General features: G+C 73.5%; 16 protein-coding genes. 5 read left to right on the top strand and 11 right to left on the bottom strand.

Annotated features, from left to right (window positions below):
* The 3 genes from OUY22_RS20845 to OUY22_RS20835 form a co-directional block, all read right to left on the bottom strand.
* On the bottom strand, positions 1-2,326 hold a 2,326-nt coding region (locus OUY22_RS20845), incomplete at its 3' end, for an aerobic carbon-monoxide dehydrogenase large subunit (protein WP_270156741.1).
* A complete protein-coding gene (locus tag OUY22_RS20840) occupies positions 2,323-2,790 on the bottom strand; it encodes a (2Fe-2S)-binding protein (protein ID WP_270156740.1) in 468 nt (155 codons plus the stop codon). The genes OUY22_RS20840 and OUY22_RS20845, both read right to left, overlap by 4 nt.
* Before the next feature lies 1 nt (position 2,791).
* A complete protein-coding gene (locus OUY22_RS20835) occupies positions 2,792-3,652 on the bottom strand; it encodes an FAD binding domain-containing protein (RefSeq protein WP_270156739.1) in 861 nt (286 codons plus the stop codon).
* An 85-nt stretch (positions 3,653-3,737) separates the two neighbouring features.
* Between OUY22_RS20835 and OUY22_RS20830 the strand changes: the two genes are divergently transcribed.
* From OUY22_RS20830 to OUY22_RS20820, 3 genes are all read left to right on the top strand, one after another.
* On the top strand, positions 3,738-4,646 hold the full coding sequence (locus tag OUY22_RS20830) for a LysR family transcriptional regulator (protein WP_270156738.1): 909 nt from the start codon (positions 3,738-3,740) through the stop codon (positions 4,644-4,646).
* 76 nt (positions 4,647-4,722) lie between these two features.
* Entirely contained in the window at positions 4,723-5,256 is a 534-nt protein-coding gene (locus tag OUY22_RS20825; RefSeq protein WP_270156737.1) for a SigE family RNA polymerase sigma factor, read from the top strand.
* Positions 5,253-6,320 carry an ABC transporter substrate-binding protein gene (locus OUY22_RS20820; RefSeq protein ID WP_270156736.1) on the top strand — a complete coding sequence of 356 codons (1,068 nt, stop codon included), beginning with the start codon at positions 5,253-5,255 and terminating at the stop codon, positions 6,318-6,320. Before OUY22_RS20825 ends, OUY22_RS20820 begins: the two co-directional genes overlap by 4 nt.
* Positions 6,321-6,357: 37 nt before the next feature.
* Here the strand turns inward: OUY22_RS20820 and OUY22_RS20815 are convergent, their stop codons facing one another.
* The 4 genes from OUY22_RS20815 to OUY22_RS20800 are packed head-to-tail and all read right to left on the bottom strand — an operon-like array spanning position 6,358 to position 9,792.
* A complete protein-coding gene (locus tag OUY22_RS20815) occupies positions 6,358-7,284 on the bottom strand; it encodes a LysR family transcriptional regulator (protein ID WP_270156735.1) in 927 nt (308 codons plus the stop codon).
* Between the two features lie 11 nt (positions 7,285-7,295).
* On the bottom strand, positions 7,296-8,432 hold the full coding sequence (locus OUY22_RS20810) for an NAD(P)/FAD-dependent oxidoreductase (RefSeq protein ID WP_270156734.1): 1,137 nt from the start codon (positions 8,430-8,432) through the stop codon (positions 7,296-7,298).
* On the bottom strand, positions 8,429-8,617 hold the full coding sequence (locus OUY22_RS20805; protein ID WP_270156733.1) for a ferredoxin: 189 nt from the start codon (positions 8,615-8,617) through the stop codon (positions 8,429-8,431). Before OUY22_RS20805 ends, OUY22_RS20810 begins: the two co-directional genes overlap by 4 nt.
* Entirely contained in the window at positions 8,614-9,792 is a 1,179-nt protein-coding gene (locus tag OUY22_RS20800) for a cytochrome P450 (RefSeq protein ID WP_270156731.1), read from the bottom strand. The genes OUY22_RS20805 and OUY22_RS20800 overlap by 4 nt, the downstream gene beginning before the upstream one ends.
* A 267-nt stretch (positions 9,793-10,059) precedes the next feature.
* Between OUY22_RS20800 and OUY22_RS20795 the strand changes: the two genes are divergently transcribed.
* Positions 10,060-10,722 (top strand): hypothetical protein, encoded by a 663-nt coding sequence (locus OUY22_RS20795; RefSeq protein ID WP_270156730.1) that lies wholly within the window; start codon positions 10,060-10,062, stop codon positions 10,720-10,722.
* A gap of 24 nt (positions 10,723-10,746) precedes the next feature.
* Here the strand turns inward: OUY22_RS20795 and OUY22_RS20790 are convergent, their stop codons facing one another.
* On the bottom strand, positions 10,747-10,965 hold the full coding sequence (locus tag OUY22_RS20790; protein ID WP_270156729.1) for a hypothetical protein: 219 nt from the start codon (positions 10,963-10,965) through the stop codon (positions 10,747-10,749).
* Positions 10,966-11,187: 222 nt separating this feature from the next.
* Between OUY22_RS20790 and OUY22_RS20785 the strand changes: the two genes are divergently transcribed.
* Positions 11,188-11,403: a DUF5708 family protein gene (locus OUY22_RS20785; protein ID WP_270156728.1), complete on the top strand. Its 216-nt coding sequence runs from the start codon at positions 11,188-11,190 to the stop codon at positions 11,401-11,403.
* Between the two features lie 37 nt (positions 11,404-11,440).
* Here the strand turns inward: OUY22_RS20785 and OUY22_RS20780 are convergent, their stop codons facing one another.
* The 3 genes from OUY22_RS20780 to glk all read right to left on the bottom strand — a co-directional run bounded on the left by OUY22_RS20780 (position 11,441) and on the right by glk (position 14,271).
* The gene (locus tag OUY22_RS20780; protein ID WP_270156727.1) at positions 11,441-12,436 is read right to left on the bottom strand and encodes an alpha/beta hydrolase fold domain-containing protein; all 996 of its coding nucleotides are present in this window, start codon (positions 12,434-12,436) and stop codon (positions 11,441-11,443) included.
* 85 nt (positions 12,437-12,521) lie between these two features.
* Positions 12,522-13,133, bottom strand: coding sequence for a bifunctional 4-hydroxy-2-oxoglutarate aldolase/2-dehydro-3-deoxy-phosphogluconate aldolase (gene eda / locus OUY22_RS20775; RefSeq protein WP_270156726.1), 612 nt, complete (start codon positions 13,131-13,133; stop codon positions 12,522-12,524).
* Between the two features lie 196 nt (positions 13,134-13,329).
* On the bottom strand, positions 13,330-14,271 hold the full coding sequence (gene glk / locus OUY22_RS20770; protein ID WP_270156743.1) for a glucokinase: 942 nt from the start codon (positions 14,269-14,271) through the stop codon (positions 13,330-13,332).
* Positions 14,272-14,310 lie beyond the last annotated feature (39 nt).

The raw sequence follows: 14,310 nt of genomic DNA, 5'->3' as shown, positions 1-14,310 counted from the left end.
GGAACGGCCGCCCTTCGATGGTCCGCCACACGTTCGCCGGGGTCAGCGGCATGTCCGCGTGCCGGATCCCGTACGGCGCGAGCGCGTCCACCACGGCGTTGACCACGGCGGCGGGGGAGCCGACGGTGGCCGACTCGCCGACGCCCTTGGCCCCGATGGGGTGGAACGGCGACGGGCTGACCGTCTCGCCCAGCTCCCACGACGGGCACTCCATCGAGGTGGGCAGCAGGTAGTCCATGAAGGACGCGCCCAGATGGTTGCCGTCCTCGTCGAAGGCCATCACCTGCATGAGCGCCATGCCGACCCCGTCGGCCAGGCCGCCGTGCACCTGCCCTTCGACGATCATCGGGTTGATGCGGACCCCGCAGTCGTCCACGGCCACGAACCTGCGCACCTTCACCTGCCCGGTGCCGGGGTCCACGTCGACCACGCAGATGTAGGCGCCGAACGGGTAGGTGAGGTTCGGCGGGTTGTAGACGGTCACCGCGTCCAGGTGACCTTCGACGCCCTCGGGCAGTTCCAGGTTGGAGTGCGCGGCCAGCGCGATCTCCGCCAAGGACTTGCCGGTCGACGGGTCGCCGACCACCGACCACCTGCCCTCCTGCCATTCCAGGTCGTCGGGGCTGGCCTCCAGCATGGCCGCGGCCACCAGCTTGGCCCGGTCGCGCACCTTCCTGGCCACGACCGCGGTCGCCGCGCCCGACACCGGCGTCGAGCGCGACCCGTACGTGCCGAGTCCGAACGGCGTCTGGTCGGTGTCGCCGTGCACCACCTCCACGTCGTCAGCGGGGATGCCCAGCTCCTGCCCGACGATCTGGGCGAACGTGGTCTCGTGCCCCTGGCCCTGCGACTGGCAGGACACCCGCAGCACCGCCTTGCCGGTCGGGTGCACGCGCAGCTCGGCGCCGTCGGCCATGCCGAGGCCGAGGATGTCCATGTGCTTGCGCGGCCCGGCGCCGACGGCCTCGGTGAAGAAGCTGATCCCGATGCCCATCAGCTCGCCCCTGGCCCGCTTGGCGGCCTGTTCGGCGCGGAGCTCGTCGTAGCCGGCCATGTCCAGCGCCAGCCGCAGCGCCCTGGGGTAGTCGCCCGAGTCGTACTCCCAGCCGGTGGGGGAGGTGTAGGGGAACTGGTCGGGTTCGAGCAGGTTGCGCATGCGCAGTTCGGCCGGGTCCACGCCCAGCTCGGCCGCCAGCACGTCCATCAGGCGTTCCACCAGGTAGACGGCCTCGGTGATGCGGAACGAGCAGGCGTAGGCGACGCCTCCGGGCGCCTTGTTCGTGTAGACGCCGGTGACCTCGCAGTGCGCGGCTTCGAGGTCGTACGAGCCGGTGAAGACGTGGAAGAACCCGGCGGGGAACTTGGTCGGCTGGGCGGTGCCGTTGAACGCGCCGTGGTCGGCCAGCACCTTCACCCGGATCGCCCTGATCCGGCCGTCCCGGTCGGCGGCGATCTCGCCGCGCATGTGGTAGTCGCGGGCGAAGGAGGTGCTCATCAGGTTCTCCGAGCGGTCCTCCATCCACTTGACGGAGCGGCCGGTGACGATCGAGCCGACGATCGCGCACACGTACCCGGGGTAGATGCCGACCTTGCCGCCGAACCCGCCGCCGATGTCCGGGGAGATCACCCTGATCTTGTGCTCGGGCAGGCCCGCCACCATCGCGTACAGCGTCCGGTGCGCGTGCGGCGCCTGTGTCCCGCACCACACGGTCAGCTTGCCGGTCACCTTGTCGAAGTCGGCGACCGCGCCGCACGTCTCCAGCGGCGCCGGGTGCACACGCGGGTAGATCATGTCCTGCGCGACCGTCACCTCGGCCCGCTCGAACAGCTCGTCCGTCCTGGCCTTGTCGCCCGCCTGCCAGTCGAAGATGTGGTTGTCGGCCTTGCCCTCCAGGTCGTCCCTGATCACCGGGGCGCCGTCGTCGAGCGCGGTCCTGGCGTCGATGACCGCGTCGAGCGGCTCGTACTCGACCTCGATCAGCTCCAGCGCGTCACGCGCCGCGTAGCGGTCCTCGGCCACCACGAACGCGACCTCCTGGCCCTGGAAGCGCACCTTGTCCGTGGCGAGCACCGCCTGCACGTCGTTGGACAGGGTGGGCATCCAGGCCAGGTTCAGCCCGCCGAGCGTGGCGCCGGTGATGACGGCCCTGACCTTCGGGTGCGCCTCGGCGGCCGAGGTGTCGATCGACACGATCCGCGCGTGCGCGTACGGGCTGCGCAGGACCGCGCCGTGCAGCATGCCGGGCAGCTTGACGTCGTCGACGTAGGTGCCGCGGCCCCGGATGAAGCGGGCGTCCTCCTTGCGGTGCATGCGTCCGAAACTCATGACGTCGCCTCCGCCTCTGCCGCCCAGCGGATGGACCGGACGATGTTCTCGTAACCCGTGCACCGGCAGAGCTGGCCGGAGATCGCCTCGCGGATCTCGCCCTCGTCCGGGTCGGGGTTGTGGTCCAGCAGCCACCGCGCCGTCAGCAGCATGCCGGGCGTGCAGAACCCGCACTGCAGCCCGTGGCACTCCACGAAGCCCTTCTGCACCGCGTCCAGCTCGCCGTCCTTCTCCAGCCCTTCGACGGTCGTCACCTCGTGCCCGTCGGCCATCACCGCCAGCACCGTGCACGACTTGACCGGCACCCCGTCGAGCTGGACCGTGCACACGCCGCAGTTGGAGGTGTCGCAGCCCCAGTGGGTGCCCGTCAGGCCCAGCTCGTCGCGCAGGAAGTGGGTCAGCAGCAGGCGCGGCTCCACCTCGCGCTCGTACGGCTGCCCGTTCACCGTCACCGTGATCCGCATGTCAGATCCTCTCCGCGGCCCTGGTCAGCGCCCGCCGGGTCAGCTCGGCGGCCAGGTGACGCTTGTAGTCGGCGGGTCCCCGCTGGTCGGAGTGCGGGTCGCAGTGCTCGGCGGCGATCCGGCCGGCCTCGGCGAACACCTCCGCCCCCGGCGGCTTCCCGATCAGGTGCGCCTCCGCCTCGGGGGCGCAGAAGTGCTCGGCGCCCACCGCGGTCAGCCCGATCCCGGCCTGCGCGATCACCCCGCCGTCCACCCGGAGCACCGCCCCGGCCGCCGCCACCGGCCAGTCGCCGACGCGCCGCTCCACCTTCTCGTACGCGCTCCCCGCGCCGTCCAGGACCGGCACCCGCAGCGCGATCAGCAGCTCGCCGTCACCGACCGCGGTCTCGTACGGGCCCTCGTGGAACTCCCTGACCGGGACCTTCCGGACACCCGCCCGGGCCTGGACGACGGCCGTGGCGCGGAGCGCCGCGAACACCGCCGCCAGGTCCTCCGACGGGTCGCCCTGGCAGAGCGAGCCGCCCACCGTGCCCCGGTTGCGGACGATCGGGTCGGCGATCACCCGCTCGGCGTCGGCGAAGATCGGGAACAGACCGGTGGCGGTGGCGCTGGCCAGCAGCTCGGCGTGCCGCACCATCGAGCCGATCACCAGCTCGCCGTCCTCCACCGCGAGCTGCGCCAGCTCGGTCAGGCCGTTGATGTCGATCAGAGCCTCGGGCTGCGCCAGGCGCAGTTTCATCATCGGGATCAGGCTGTGACCGCCGGCCACGACCCGGGCGTCGGGGCCGTACCTGTCCAGCAGCTCTAACGCGTGCGGGACGCTGCCCGCCTTCTCGTACGCGAACGTCGCGGGAACCTGCATGCCAGCACAGTGCTGTCAGCGATTGGTCCGGACAATCCAGAAATAAGGGATTCCTTAATGCGCGCCGGGAATCTATGAAGAAAGGGTGACCCTGAGCCAGCTCGGCGCCTTCGTCTTCGTGGCCCGCCTCGGTTCCGTCAAAGCCGCGGCCCGCGCCCTCGGCGTCAGCGAACCGGCCGTCTCCCAGTCGCTGGCCCAGCTCCGCCGCCACCTCGGCGACCCCCTCCTGACCCGCTCCGCCGGCGGCATGGTCCTCACCGAGGGCGGCCGGCGCCTGCTCGGCATCGCCTCCCAGATCGTCGCCCTCGGCGCCGAGGCCGTCGCCGCCGTCCAGCCCGGCGGCCCCGCCCGGCTGCACGTCGTCCTGGACGGCGTCCTGGCCGAGCACGTCGCCGGGCCGCTGGTGTGCCTGTTCAACCAGCGCAAGTCCATGGACGCCGGCACCGGCGTCGCCGCCACCGCCGAGATGCCGCTGCTGCTCACCAGCCGCCTCGCCGACGTCGCGCTCGGCCCGCGACTGCCCGGCCCCGGCCTGGTCAGCAGGCCGGTGCTGCGCTGCCGCCTCATCGCCGTCGCCGCCCCGCACGGCCACCGCGACCACTGGCTCGTCGGACCCTCCGGCACCGATCCGGCCGGCGACAGCGGCCGGCTGCTGCGGCTGCTGCGCGTGCCCGAGTCGCACGTACGCGTCTTCGCCAACCAGACGGCGGCCTGGAAGGCGGCGGCGGAAGGCGCCGGGATCGCGCCCGCGATCGCCCACCTGGTGACCTCCCAGCTCCGGCGGGGCGAGCTGGTGGCGGTGGAGACGGCGGTCACCCCCATGCCGGTCTCCTGGTACGCGACCGTCCTGGAACCCGGCACCCGATCGGTCTCGGCGGACGCCTTCCTGGACTTCCTCACGACCCCGGCGGCCACCCAGGTGATGCGCTCCCCTGACGAGGGCATCCCCCGAGCGCGCTTCCGCCCCCCGGTCCACGTGTCGATCTGGAGCTGACGTCACTCCGTCCCCAGGAGTGCCAACCTTCCACGGCGGTCACGGCGTCTGGAGGGTATCGACCTGAGGAGAGACGTTGGATCGCGATGCCGGTTTCCGGGCGTTCGTGGACGCACACCAACGCCCGTTGATGCGCCTGGCCTACCTGCTCACCGGAGACGTCCACCTCGCCGAGGACCTCTGGCAGAGTGTGCTGGTCCGCATGATCGGGCGGTGGCCGAAATTACGCCACATCGACAACCTCGACGCCTACGCGCGCAGGACCATGGTGAACCAGTACACCTCGTGGCGGCGGCGCCGCGGTTCCGGCGAGGTGCCGAGCGCCGAGCCGCCCGACCGCGCCTACTCCAGCGAGGACTCCGCCGTCCTGCGGGTCGTCCTGCACCAGGCGCTCATGCGGCTGACGCCCAAGCAGCGCGCGGTCCTCGTCCTGCGCTTCTACGAGGACCGTACGGAACGTGACGTCGCCGACCTGCTGGGATGCTCCGTCGGCACAGTGAAGAGCCAGGCGCACCACGCCCTGGCCCGGCTGCGCGCGCTGGCGCCCGAACTGGCGCCCAGACTGCCTGTGCTGGACGACCCGGCCCGAAGCGAGGGGGCACGCCGATGACCTGGCTCGGAGAACAGCTCGGCCGCATCGCGGACGACATGCCGGAGCGCGACCTGGCCGCCAGGGCGATCGCCGCCCATCAGCGCAGGCGGCGCAACGTCATGGCGCTCGCCGCCGCCGCGGTGGCCGTCGTCACCATGATCGCGGTCACCGTCGCGGTGCGGGCGCTGCCCGGTGAGCCGCGCGCCGCCGCCCGCCCGTCCGCGCCGCCGGAGCTGCCGGTCATCAAGGTCGGGACGCTGCCGACCGCGGAGTCGGCGCCCGTGTACGTGGCCCAGTCCCAGGGTTACTTCGAGGAGGAGGGCCTCACGGTGGAGCCGGTGCTCGTCACCGGCGCGGGGGCCGCGACGCCGCCGGTGGAAGCCGGCCGGCTGGATCTGGCGTACACCGACTACGTCACCCTCTTCCGGGCGAACGAGAGGGGCAAGGACTTCACGATCGTCGCTGGCCTGTACCGGTCCGCGCCGGGAGATCTCGCGATCGTCGTGAACGCCAGGTCGAAGATCAGGACAGTGCGCGACCTGAAGCGCAAGAAGATCGCGATCCCGAACCTCGGTGGCCTCGGGCAGCTGACGGTGACCGCCGCGCTGAAGCGGGCCGGGCTGAAGCCGCGGGACGTCATGATGGCCGAGAAGCCCTATCCCGAGATGCTCCACGCGCTGAGCGCCGGGCAGTTCGACGCCGCCCTGCTGGTGGAGCCGTTCGTCACCGTGGGCCGCGAGCGCTCGCGGATCGTGGCGGACGCGATCCCACCGGAGTTCGCGAGCCTGCCCACCGCGGGCCTGGCGGCCACCGCCGAGTGGGTCCGCGAGCACCCGCGCACGCTGGCGGCTTTCCAGCGCGCGCTGGCCAAGGCGCAGCGCCTGATCGCGAACGATCCCCGGCAGGTGCGGGAGGTGCTGCCGACTTACTCGAAAACCTCCCCCAAGGAGGCGGCCGCCATGACGCTCGGCTCCTATCCGGCCGAACTCGACCTGACGGAACTCAAGCGGGTCGCCGACCTGACCCACGCCCACGGGCTCGTCGAACGCCCGGTGGACCTCCGTGGCGCGGTCGGCGGGTGACGGCACCCTCCGCCGATCCGTCGAATCGGGGACCCGTTCAGGGCCGGGCCGCGTCGAACAGGAGCCTTCGCAGCCAGGCCATGAAGGGGCGGTCACCCAGATGCGGGTTCCAGACCAGGTCGATGCCGAGCCCCGGCAGCGGGAACGGAAACTCCTCGATCCGCAGGCCGGCGAACGCCCGCATCTCCGCAGCCACCCGGTAGCGCAGCAGGGCGACCCCGCCGGCGCGTCCGACCAGGTACGGGACGAGCAGGAAGTCGGAGACCCGCAGCCCGACCCGGTAGGGGACGCCCTGCTCGTCGAGCACCGGATACGGGAAGACCCGCCGCTCGGCGTCCACCACGACGTGCGGCTGCGTGGTCAGCAGGTCGAGCGCGCTCGCCTGCGGCGGCGTGTCCGCCGAGGCCACCACCACGATGCGGTCGTCGTACAGGCGTTCGCGCGGATACGGCGACGCGAACGCCTCGGAGATCAGCACGACGTGCACGCCGTGCTCGGTGAAGGTGGACTCGGCCGGCACGGTGATCGTGCGCAGGCGCAGCGTCGCGTGCGGCGCCCGCTCCGCCACCAGCCGCCCGAGCCGCGCGCCGAGGACGAAGGCCGTGCTGGTGGTCATCGCGACGGTGATGACCCGGCGGTCCGTCGCCGGGTCGAACACCGGCAGGCTCACCAGGTCCGCGGCCTGCTGGAGCGTCGCGCGCAGCGGGGCGATCAGCTGCACGGCGCGCGGCGTCAGCGCGACGGCGTTGCCCTGCCGGACGAGGAGGCCGTCGCCGAGCAGGCGTCGCAGGCGGCCCAGCGCGTGGCTCATCGCCGACTGGGACAGGCCGACCCGCTCGGCGGCCCTGGTCACCGAGCGCTCCTCCAGCATCGCCAGGAGGGGCACCAGCAGGTTGAGGTTGACCGACGCCAGCCGGTCCAGCCCAGAGCCCGCGGCGCCCCCGCCGGTGTCCTCCTCGCTCATCGCGACGAACTCTACGCGGCGGCCCGGCTCACCCGCCGCAACCGGGGGATCGGGACGCGATGGTTGAGCGCCACGGCCGTGCCCGAGCCGCCCTCGCGGGACCAGCGCATCAGGCCGGGCCCGCCGGGTTCCCCCTCCACGTACTCGGGCTCCCCGCGCACCGGCAGGTAGCCCGCGGCCTTGAGGCTCAGCCCGAACTGCTCGGTCCAGAAGTACGGCTGGAACCGGAGCGGCGGCGCCTCGTCCCCGCGCACGAGAGCGGCCGCGGCCACCTTCGCCTGCTCGATCGCGCTGTTCCACAGCGGGACGCGGCGCAGGCCGTACGGCGTCGGGAACGCCGCCAGGTCGCCCACCGCCGCGACGCCGGGACGGGCCAGCCCGCGCCCGTCGACCCGGACGACCCCGCCGGCGGCGAGGCCGGCGCCCGCGAGCCACTCCGTGTTGGGGACGTCGCCGGCGGCCGACACCAGCAGCTCGGCCTCGACGACCGCGCCGTCCTCCAGGACGACCCGGACGCCTCCCGCGCCCCGTTCGATCCGCCCGGCGCCGGTCTCCGCGATGGTGAGCCCGCGGTCCAGCGCGGCCTTGACGAAGACCTCGGCCAGGTACGGTCCCAGGTGCCCGGCCAGCGGCACCCCCTGGGAGACCAGCGTGACCGCGCATCCCGCCGCCAGGCACGCCGAGGCGATCTCCATGCCGAGCGGCCCGCCGCCGGCCACGACCACCGACGGACGCCCGGCCAGCCGCTCGCGCAGCGCCAGCGCGTCGTCCAGGCCCCGCAGGGTGTGCTCCTCGGGCAGCCCGGACAGCCGCCGCGCCCGGGCCCCGGTGGCGATCACGAGCCCGTCGTACGGCAGCACGACGCCGTCGTCGAGCGTGACGAGGCGACGCTCCGCGTCGAGCCCGCGGGCCCGGACCCCGAGCAGCTCGACGGCGCCGTGCGTGGCCGGCGCGAGCTCGTGCGCCGACCGGTCCACGCCGTCGAGCAGCAGTGCCTTCGACAGCGCCGGACGGCTGTAGGCCGGATACGGCTCGTCCCCGACGACGGTCAGCTCCCCGTCGAACCCGCACTCCCGCAGCTGGTGCGCGGCGGTGAGGCCGGCGATGCCGTTGCCGACGACGACCACCCGGCCGATCGGCGCGCTCACGCGAGACGCAGGGCCGCGACCGGGCACACCCGGACGGCCGCGCCGGCCGCCGCGAGGTCGGCGTCACCGAGCTCCTCGCGGTCGAGGACGAGCTCGCCCTCGTCGTCGAGGTGCATCAGCTCCGGAGCGGCCTCCTCGCAGAGGCCGTGCCCCTCACAGCGGGGACGGTCAAGAACGATCTTCATGCGGGGATCACCTCCAGGACGGGGAGCTCTTCGATGCTCCGGGTGGTGTTGCTCGGCACCCGGACCTCCGCGCCCACGACGAGCCGCTCGACGCGGCGCGCCAGGGCCTTGATGACCGCGTGCCCTTCCAGCCGGGCCAGACCCTGCCCGGCGCAGCCGTGCGGGCCGTAGCCGAACGACAGGTGGTCGACCGGGTTCCGCTCGACCAGGAACGCGTCCGGGTCGTCGTAGTGGCGCTCGTCCCGGTTGCCGGCGCCGAACAGGATCGCGACCTTGGCGCCTGCCGGGATGACCACGCCGTCCAGCTCGACGTCCCGGGTCGCGCGGCGGCCCCAGGCGTGCAGCGGGGCCCAGTAGCGCAGCACCTCGTTGAACGCCGCCGGCACCAGCGCCGGGTCCTCGCGCACCAGCGCGAGCTGGTCGGGATGCGCGGCGAAGAGGGCGACGAGGTTGCCGATCGAGGCTATCGTCGTGTCGACGCCGGCGCCCAGGTACTGGTGGATGATGTGGCCGGCCGTGTTCGGCGGGATGTCGCCGCGGGCCTCGGCCTCGAAGATCCCGCGTCCGACCGAGCCGGGCGCCAGGTCGCCGGCGGTGACCTCGGAGCACCAGGCGTACAGCTCGCCCGCGATCGGGAAGCTCTCCGCGGTGCGCCGGTTCATCGGCCCGATGACCTGCATGGCCGCCTGGCCCCAGCGCAGCATGTTGTCGCGGGCGTGGCCGGTGAAGCCGATGAGGTCCGCGACCACCTCCAGCGGGAGCGCGCGGCCCAGCGCGTCGATGGCCTCGAACGAGCCCTCGGCGACCAGCTTCCCGACCAGCGCGTCCGCCTTGGCGTCGATGGTGTCCTTGAGCCCGCGCAGCGCCCTCGGTGACAGGTTGGCGGTCAACGTCGCCCGCAGCCGGGTGTGCACCGGCGGGTCCGAGGACAGGGACGTGCCGGTGAGCGCCTCGTTGACCATCGGGTTGAAGCCGATGGCCCCGGCGGAGGAGAAGCTCTCCCAGTCGCCCAGGGCGTTGCGGATCACGTCGTACCTCGTGAGCGCGTACACGTCGTTCGCGGGGAGGCGCACGACGCCTCCGAGCGCGCGCAGCGCCGTGTAGGACGGGTACGGATCGACGAGCACCGCGTCGTCGAACAGGTCGATATCGGAGACGGGAGTCGAGTCGGTCATGGGTTCACCTCGGGTCGGGCCACTGGCACCCCAGTGAAGCGATCCCGCTCACATCAGGCAAACGCATGTTTTCCATGGGCGGCCATGAATCTGATGCATGACCACCGAAAGCCGCCAAGCCGGTGAGAGCCGGATACGGCAGGTAGTGGCGCTCGCCATCACCGGGGGGAGGGTTACGTCGGCTCGGCGCCCAGTGCGCCGGCACCGAGACCGGCGGCGGTTCGCACCTTTCTGGACCGGACCCGGAGGCTCGGCCAGGATGAGGCCATGGCGGAGAAGCGATCAGCGCGGCCGAAGGCGGGTGTGGACTGGACGGCGGTGAGCGCTGTGGCGACCGCGGCGGCGGCCGTGGTCGCGCTGGTCGCCTACGTGATGCCGCAGGACCCGCGGCCCGGTGCGGACCCCACCCCCTCGGTCACGCGGTCGTCACCGGCCCCGGAGCCCACCTGGCCCGCCCCGCCGCCCTCCAGCGGGCCGCCCGAGTCCGGCGCCCCCGACTCCCGGACCCCCGATTCCGACGCCCCCGAGTCACGCACCGCCGAGTCACGCACCGCCGAGTCACGTACCGCCGATTCCCGCGGCGAGCCGCCGGTCCCGAGTTCCACCCCGGTGGCCGAGGCTTCCCTCCCGACGCTGTCGCCGGTCCGCCCGGCCGGCTGCGACGAGACGGAGACGGCGCTGGCCACGTACAACCGGGACGCCGGGACCACCCGCGGCGGCCAGGCGGCCGCGGCACGCCAGGCCTACCAGGACCTGATGGGCGCGGGTCTCGGCGCCCAAGGAGCGGTGGCGGGGACCATCCGCCGGCTGGCAGCCGAGTTCCAGGAGCTGAACTTCCGCCTGACCGGGATGACGGGCGGCGATCCCCAGCAGGTGGTCGCGGACATCAACGCGGACCTCGCCCACCTCAGGAGCCTGTGCGGAACCTGACGGCACGGTTCGCCGCCTGACCCCTCACCGCCTGCCGCGCCGCTTGGCCAGGTACGGCAGCGCGAACAGGTACAGGCCGCTGGGCAGGAGCAGGGCGAGGGGGAGGAGCGGCAGGAAGTAGATCCACTCGGCCGGCCCCGCCTGCCCCGCGACGGCGACGGCGACGACGGTGATGACGACGGTCACCGTGAACGTCATGGACAGCCAGCGGTGGGCCTGCCGGACCCAGGTGTTCCCGTTCATGGGTCTCCTTCTGAGAACGAGTGGCTCCCGCTCCGGCGAGCGGGAACGTCCATGACGACCACGCTAGGCACGGCAGGGTCGCCGGCGCTTCTTGTTCCTGACCGTCCGCGGGCGTGTCAGCCGAAAGATGTACGCCGATTCCCCAGTTCGGAGGAGGAGGTCCCGGATGTCCCCCGGCTAGCGTTGCCGACGCAGGCGTGACGCGTACGGAAAGAGGTCTCCATGCACCCCGGCCACAAGACGATCATCACCGGCCTGGCCGTCCTGGCCGGTGGCACGGCGCTGTGGCTGTTCGGGGCGGACGTCGAGATCGTCGTCTTCACGCCGTCGAAGATCGGCGTGGTGCTCATGGCGCTCGGCGCGGTCGAGGCGCTGTACGGGGTGTACCGGGTCGTGACCGACGACGGGGCCCGATCGAGGAAGGCCCGCCGGGAGTGAGCGCACGGGCGTCTCAGGGGGCGTCTCAGGGGGCGTCTCAGGGGGTGAGGACGCGGCGCAGCCAGCGCATCCGGGCCTCCCCGGCGGCCTGGGAGACCGCGGCGTGCGGCACGATGCCCTCGAAGCCGTGAAAGCCGCCCGGCCAGACGTGCAGCTCCGCCTGCCCTCCGGCCTGCCAGATGCGGGTGGCGTAGAAGACGTCCTCGTCGCGGAAGGTCTCGGCCGAGCCGACGTCGATGAACGCCGGGGGCAGCCCGGACAGGTCGGTGGCGCGGGCCGGCGCGGCGTAGGGGGAGACGTCGGGGCCGCCGCGCCGGTCGCCCAGCAGGGCGGTCCAGCCGACCTCGTTGGCGGTGCGGTCCCAGATGCCTACACCGGCCATCTGCAGGGCCGAGGGGGTGTCGTTGCGGTCGTCCAGCATCGGGCACGTCAGCAGCTGCCCCGCCAGGGCCGGGCCGTTGCGGTCCCGGGCCATCAGGGCGACGGCCGCGGCGAGCCCGCCGCCCGCGCTGGCCCCGGCCACCACGATCCGGTCCGGGTCGATGCCCAGTTCGCCGGCGTGCCCGGCGGTCCACACCAGGCCCGCGTAGCAGTCCTCCACCGGGGCCGGGTGCGGGTGCTCGGGCGCGAGCCGGTACTCGACCGACACGAGCGCCAGCCCCAGCTCCTGTGCCGCGTCCAGCAGCGAGTCCAGTCCGACGAGCCGGTTCCCGGCGATCATGCCGCCGCCGTGGATGGTGTAGAGGGCCGCCGGCGGGGTGGCGGCGCCGGCGGGGCGGCAGATGAGCAGCGTGACGTCCGGCGCTCCGCCCGGACCGGGCGCCTGGCGCTCCTGCACGTCGAACGCCCCGTCCCGGCTGAGCTGTTCGAGAGTGGGCACCGGCAGCATGCTCGCGTTCGCCCGCAGCGCCGGGAGCTGGTTCAGCGACGTGAGCGGGGGCAGGTACTGCTGGATCACGGTCAGGGCCGCGCCGAGTTCGGGGTCGAACGGCACCGGCACGGCCTGCCGGGCAGGTGACTTGTCGATGCTCATGGGGCCTTCCGGTCGGGGGACGGCGCGGCTGATCGCCGCCCGGACCAAGGCATGCCCGGCCCGTCGCCCGCCATGCGGCGAACCGTCACCTCAGGGCGGCGGCCTCCCGCGCGAGCTTCTCGACGCGCGCCCAGTCACCGGCGGCCAGGGCGTCCTCCGGGGTGAGCCAGGTGCCGCCGACGCAGCCGACGTTCGGCAGCGCGAGATAGTCGGGGGCGGTCGTGAGGCGGATGCCGCCCGTCGGGCAGAAACGGACGTCCGGCAGCGGGCCCCGCAGGGACTTCAGGTACGCGACGCCGCCCGCGGCCTCGGCCGGGAAGAACTTCAGCTCCTTGACCCCCCGCTCGGCCAGCGCCATCGCCTCGGAGGCGGTGGCGGCGCCCGGCAGGTAGGGCAGGCCGCTGGCGTCCATCGCCTCCACCAGGGACAGCGTCGTGCCGGGGGACACCAGGAACGACGCGCCGGCGTCGAGGGCGGCCGCGATGTCCTCCGAGCGCCGCACCGTGCCCGCGCCCACCGTCGCCGCGGGGACCTCGGCGGCGATCCGGGCGATGGCGCGCAGGGCGGGAGCCGTGCGGAGCGTCACCTCGATCACCGGCAGGCCGCCGGCCACCAGCGCCCGCGCCATCGGCACGGCGGTCTCCACGTCGTCGATCACCACGACGGGGATCACGGGCGCGAGGTCGAGCAGGCTCATCGGAACTCCTCAGGTATGCGAAGCACAGGCCCCCGGCGCGGCTCCCCACGCCGGGCGGCCGGACGGACGGTCAGGCCCCCACCGGGTGCCCGGCCGGTGACCGTCGCGCGGCCGGGTGCCGGGCCGGTGGTGGCCGGGCGGCCGGGTGCCTGGCCGGCGGTGGCGGGGCGGGGCGGCGGTGAACCGGCCGGGGCGGTCATCGGGGTGTCCCCGGTGTCAGGTGCTGGGTCAGCCAGGCGGCGGCGCCGGTGAGGGCGGGCTGGGGCGCGACGATGAGCGCGGTGCCGATCCCCGCGAGATAGTCGGACATGTCGGGATTGGTAGCGAACCGGGCACGGAAGTTGCTGGCGCACACGCGCTCCACGATACGGGGCAGCACCCCTCCGCCCAGGTAGACACCGCCCCGCGCGCCGAGAGTCAGCGCGACGTTCCCGGCGAAGCTCCCCAGCATCCCGCAGAACACCTCCACCGTCTCCGCGCAGAGCGGGTCGTCCAGCCGGGCCACGATCTCCGACGTCGCCAGGGGCGCCGCCGCGACGCCGTTCACCCGGGCCAGCGCCCGGTACAGGCGGGCCAGCCCGGGACCGGACAGCACGTGCTCGGCCACCACCGGCCCCAGGCCCTCCGCCCGGAGCGCGCGGACGACCTCCAGCTCCCTGTCGTCCGCCGTGGGCACGATGACGTGCCCGCCCTCGCCGGGAAGCGGCACCCAGCCATGATCGGTCGGCACCAGCCCGCCGACGCCGAGCCCGGTGCCGGGGCCGAGCACCGCCTTCACCCCGTACGAGGGCTCAGGCCCGCCCAGCGGCACCAGTTCGCTCGCGCGCAGGTGCGGCAGCGACAGGGCCAGCGCCTCGAAGTCGTTGAGCAGCTTCGCGTACGGGACGTCCAGATCACGGATCGACCCGGCCCACGGCGCGTTCGTCAGCCGGTAGCGGTCCCCGTCGATGGGCCCGGCCACGGCCAGGCACGCCGCGCCGGGCCGCGCTCCGCCCGCGTGCTCGGCGAGGTAGGCGCTGACGGCGTCCCCGAGCGTGGCGTACCCGGCCCCCGGCAGCACCGCCACGTGCGACGGCGCGGCTCCTGAGGCGGTGACGAGTCCGAAGCGGGCGTTCGTGCCGCCGATGTCGGCGACCAGCCACGGCCGCTCCGGGCGCGGCCCGGCGGCGGGGGCGAA

The organism is Nonomuraea corallina (assembly GCF_027620315.1).
Classification (GTDB): Bacteria; Actinomycetota; Actinomycetes; order Streptosporangiales; family Streptosporangiaceae; genus Nonomuraea; species Nonomuraea corallina.
The sequence above is the reverse complement of the archived record's forward strand: the minus strand, read 5'-3'. Positions and strand labels throughout refer to the sequence as shown.

Bases quoted from the DNA above. Each gene is read 5' to 3' on its own strand.
- OUY22_RS20840 (WP_270156740.1), bottom strand. From the start codon at position 2,790: ATGCGGATCACGGTGACGGTGAACGGGCAGCCGTACGAGCGCGAGGTG.
- OUY22_RS20835 (WP_270156739.1), bottom strand. From the start codon at position 3,652: ATGCAGGTTCCCGCGACGTTCGCGTACGAGAAGGCGGGCAGCGTCCCG.
- OUY22_RS20820 (WP_270156736.1), top strand. From the start codon at position 5,253: ATGACCTGGCTCGGAGAACAGCTCGGCCGCATCGCGGACGACATGCCG.
- OUY22_RS20815 (WP_270156735.1), bottom strand. From the start codon at position 7,284: ATGAGCGAGGAGGACACCGGCGGGGGCGCCGCGGGCTCTGGGCTGGAC.
- OUY22_RS20805 (WP_270156733.1), bottom strand. From the start codon at position 8,617: ATGAAGATCGTTCTTGACCGTCCCCGCTGTGAGGGGCACGGCCTCTGC.
- OUY22_RS20800 (WP_270156731.1), bottom strand. From the start codon at position 9,792: ATGACCGACTCGACTCCCGTCTCCGATATCGACCTGTTCGACGACGCG.
- OUY22_RS20795 (WP_270156730.1), top strand. From the start codon at position 10,060: ATGGCGGAGAAGCGATCAGCGCGGCCGAAGGCGGGTGTGGACTGGACG.
- OUY22_RS20790 (WP_270156729.1), bottom strand. From the start codon at position 10,965: ATGAACGGGAACACCTGGGTCCGGCAGGCCCACCGCTGGCTGTCCATG.
- OUY22_RS20785 (WP_270156728.1), top strand. From the start codon at position 11,188: ATGCACCCCGGCCACAAGACGATCATCACCGGCCTGGCCGTCCTGGCC.
- OUY22_RS20780 (WP_270156727.1), bottom strand. From the start codon at position 12,436: ATGAGCATCGACAAGTCACCTGCCCGGCAGGCCGTGCCGGTGCCGTTC.
- eda (WP_270156726.1), bottom strand. From the start codon at position 13,133: ATGAGCCTGCTCGACCTCGCGCCCGTGATCCCCGTCGTGGTGATCGAC.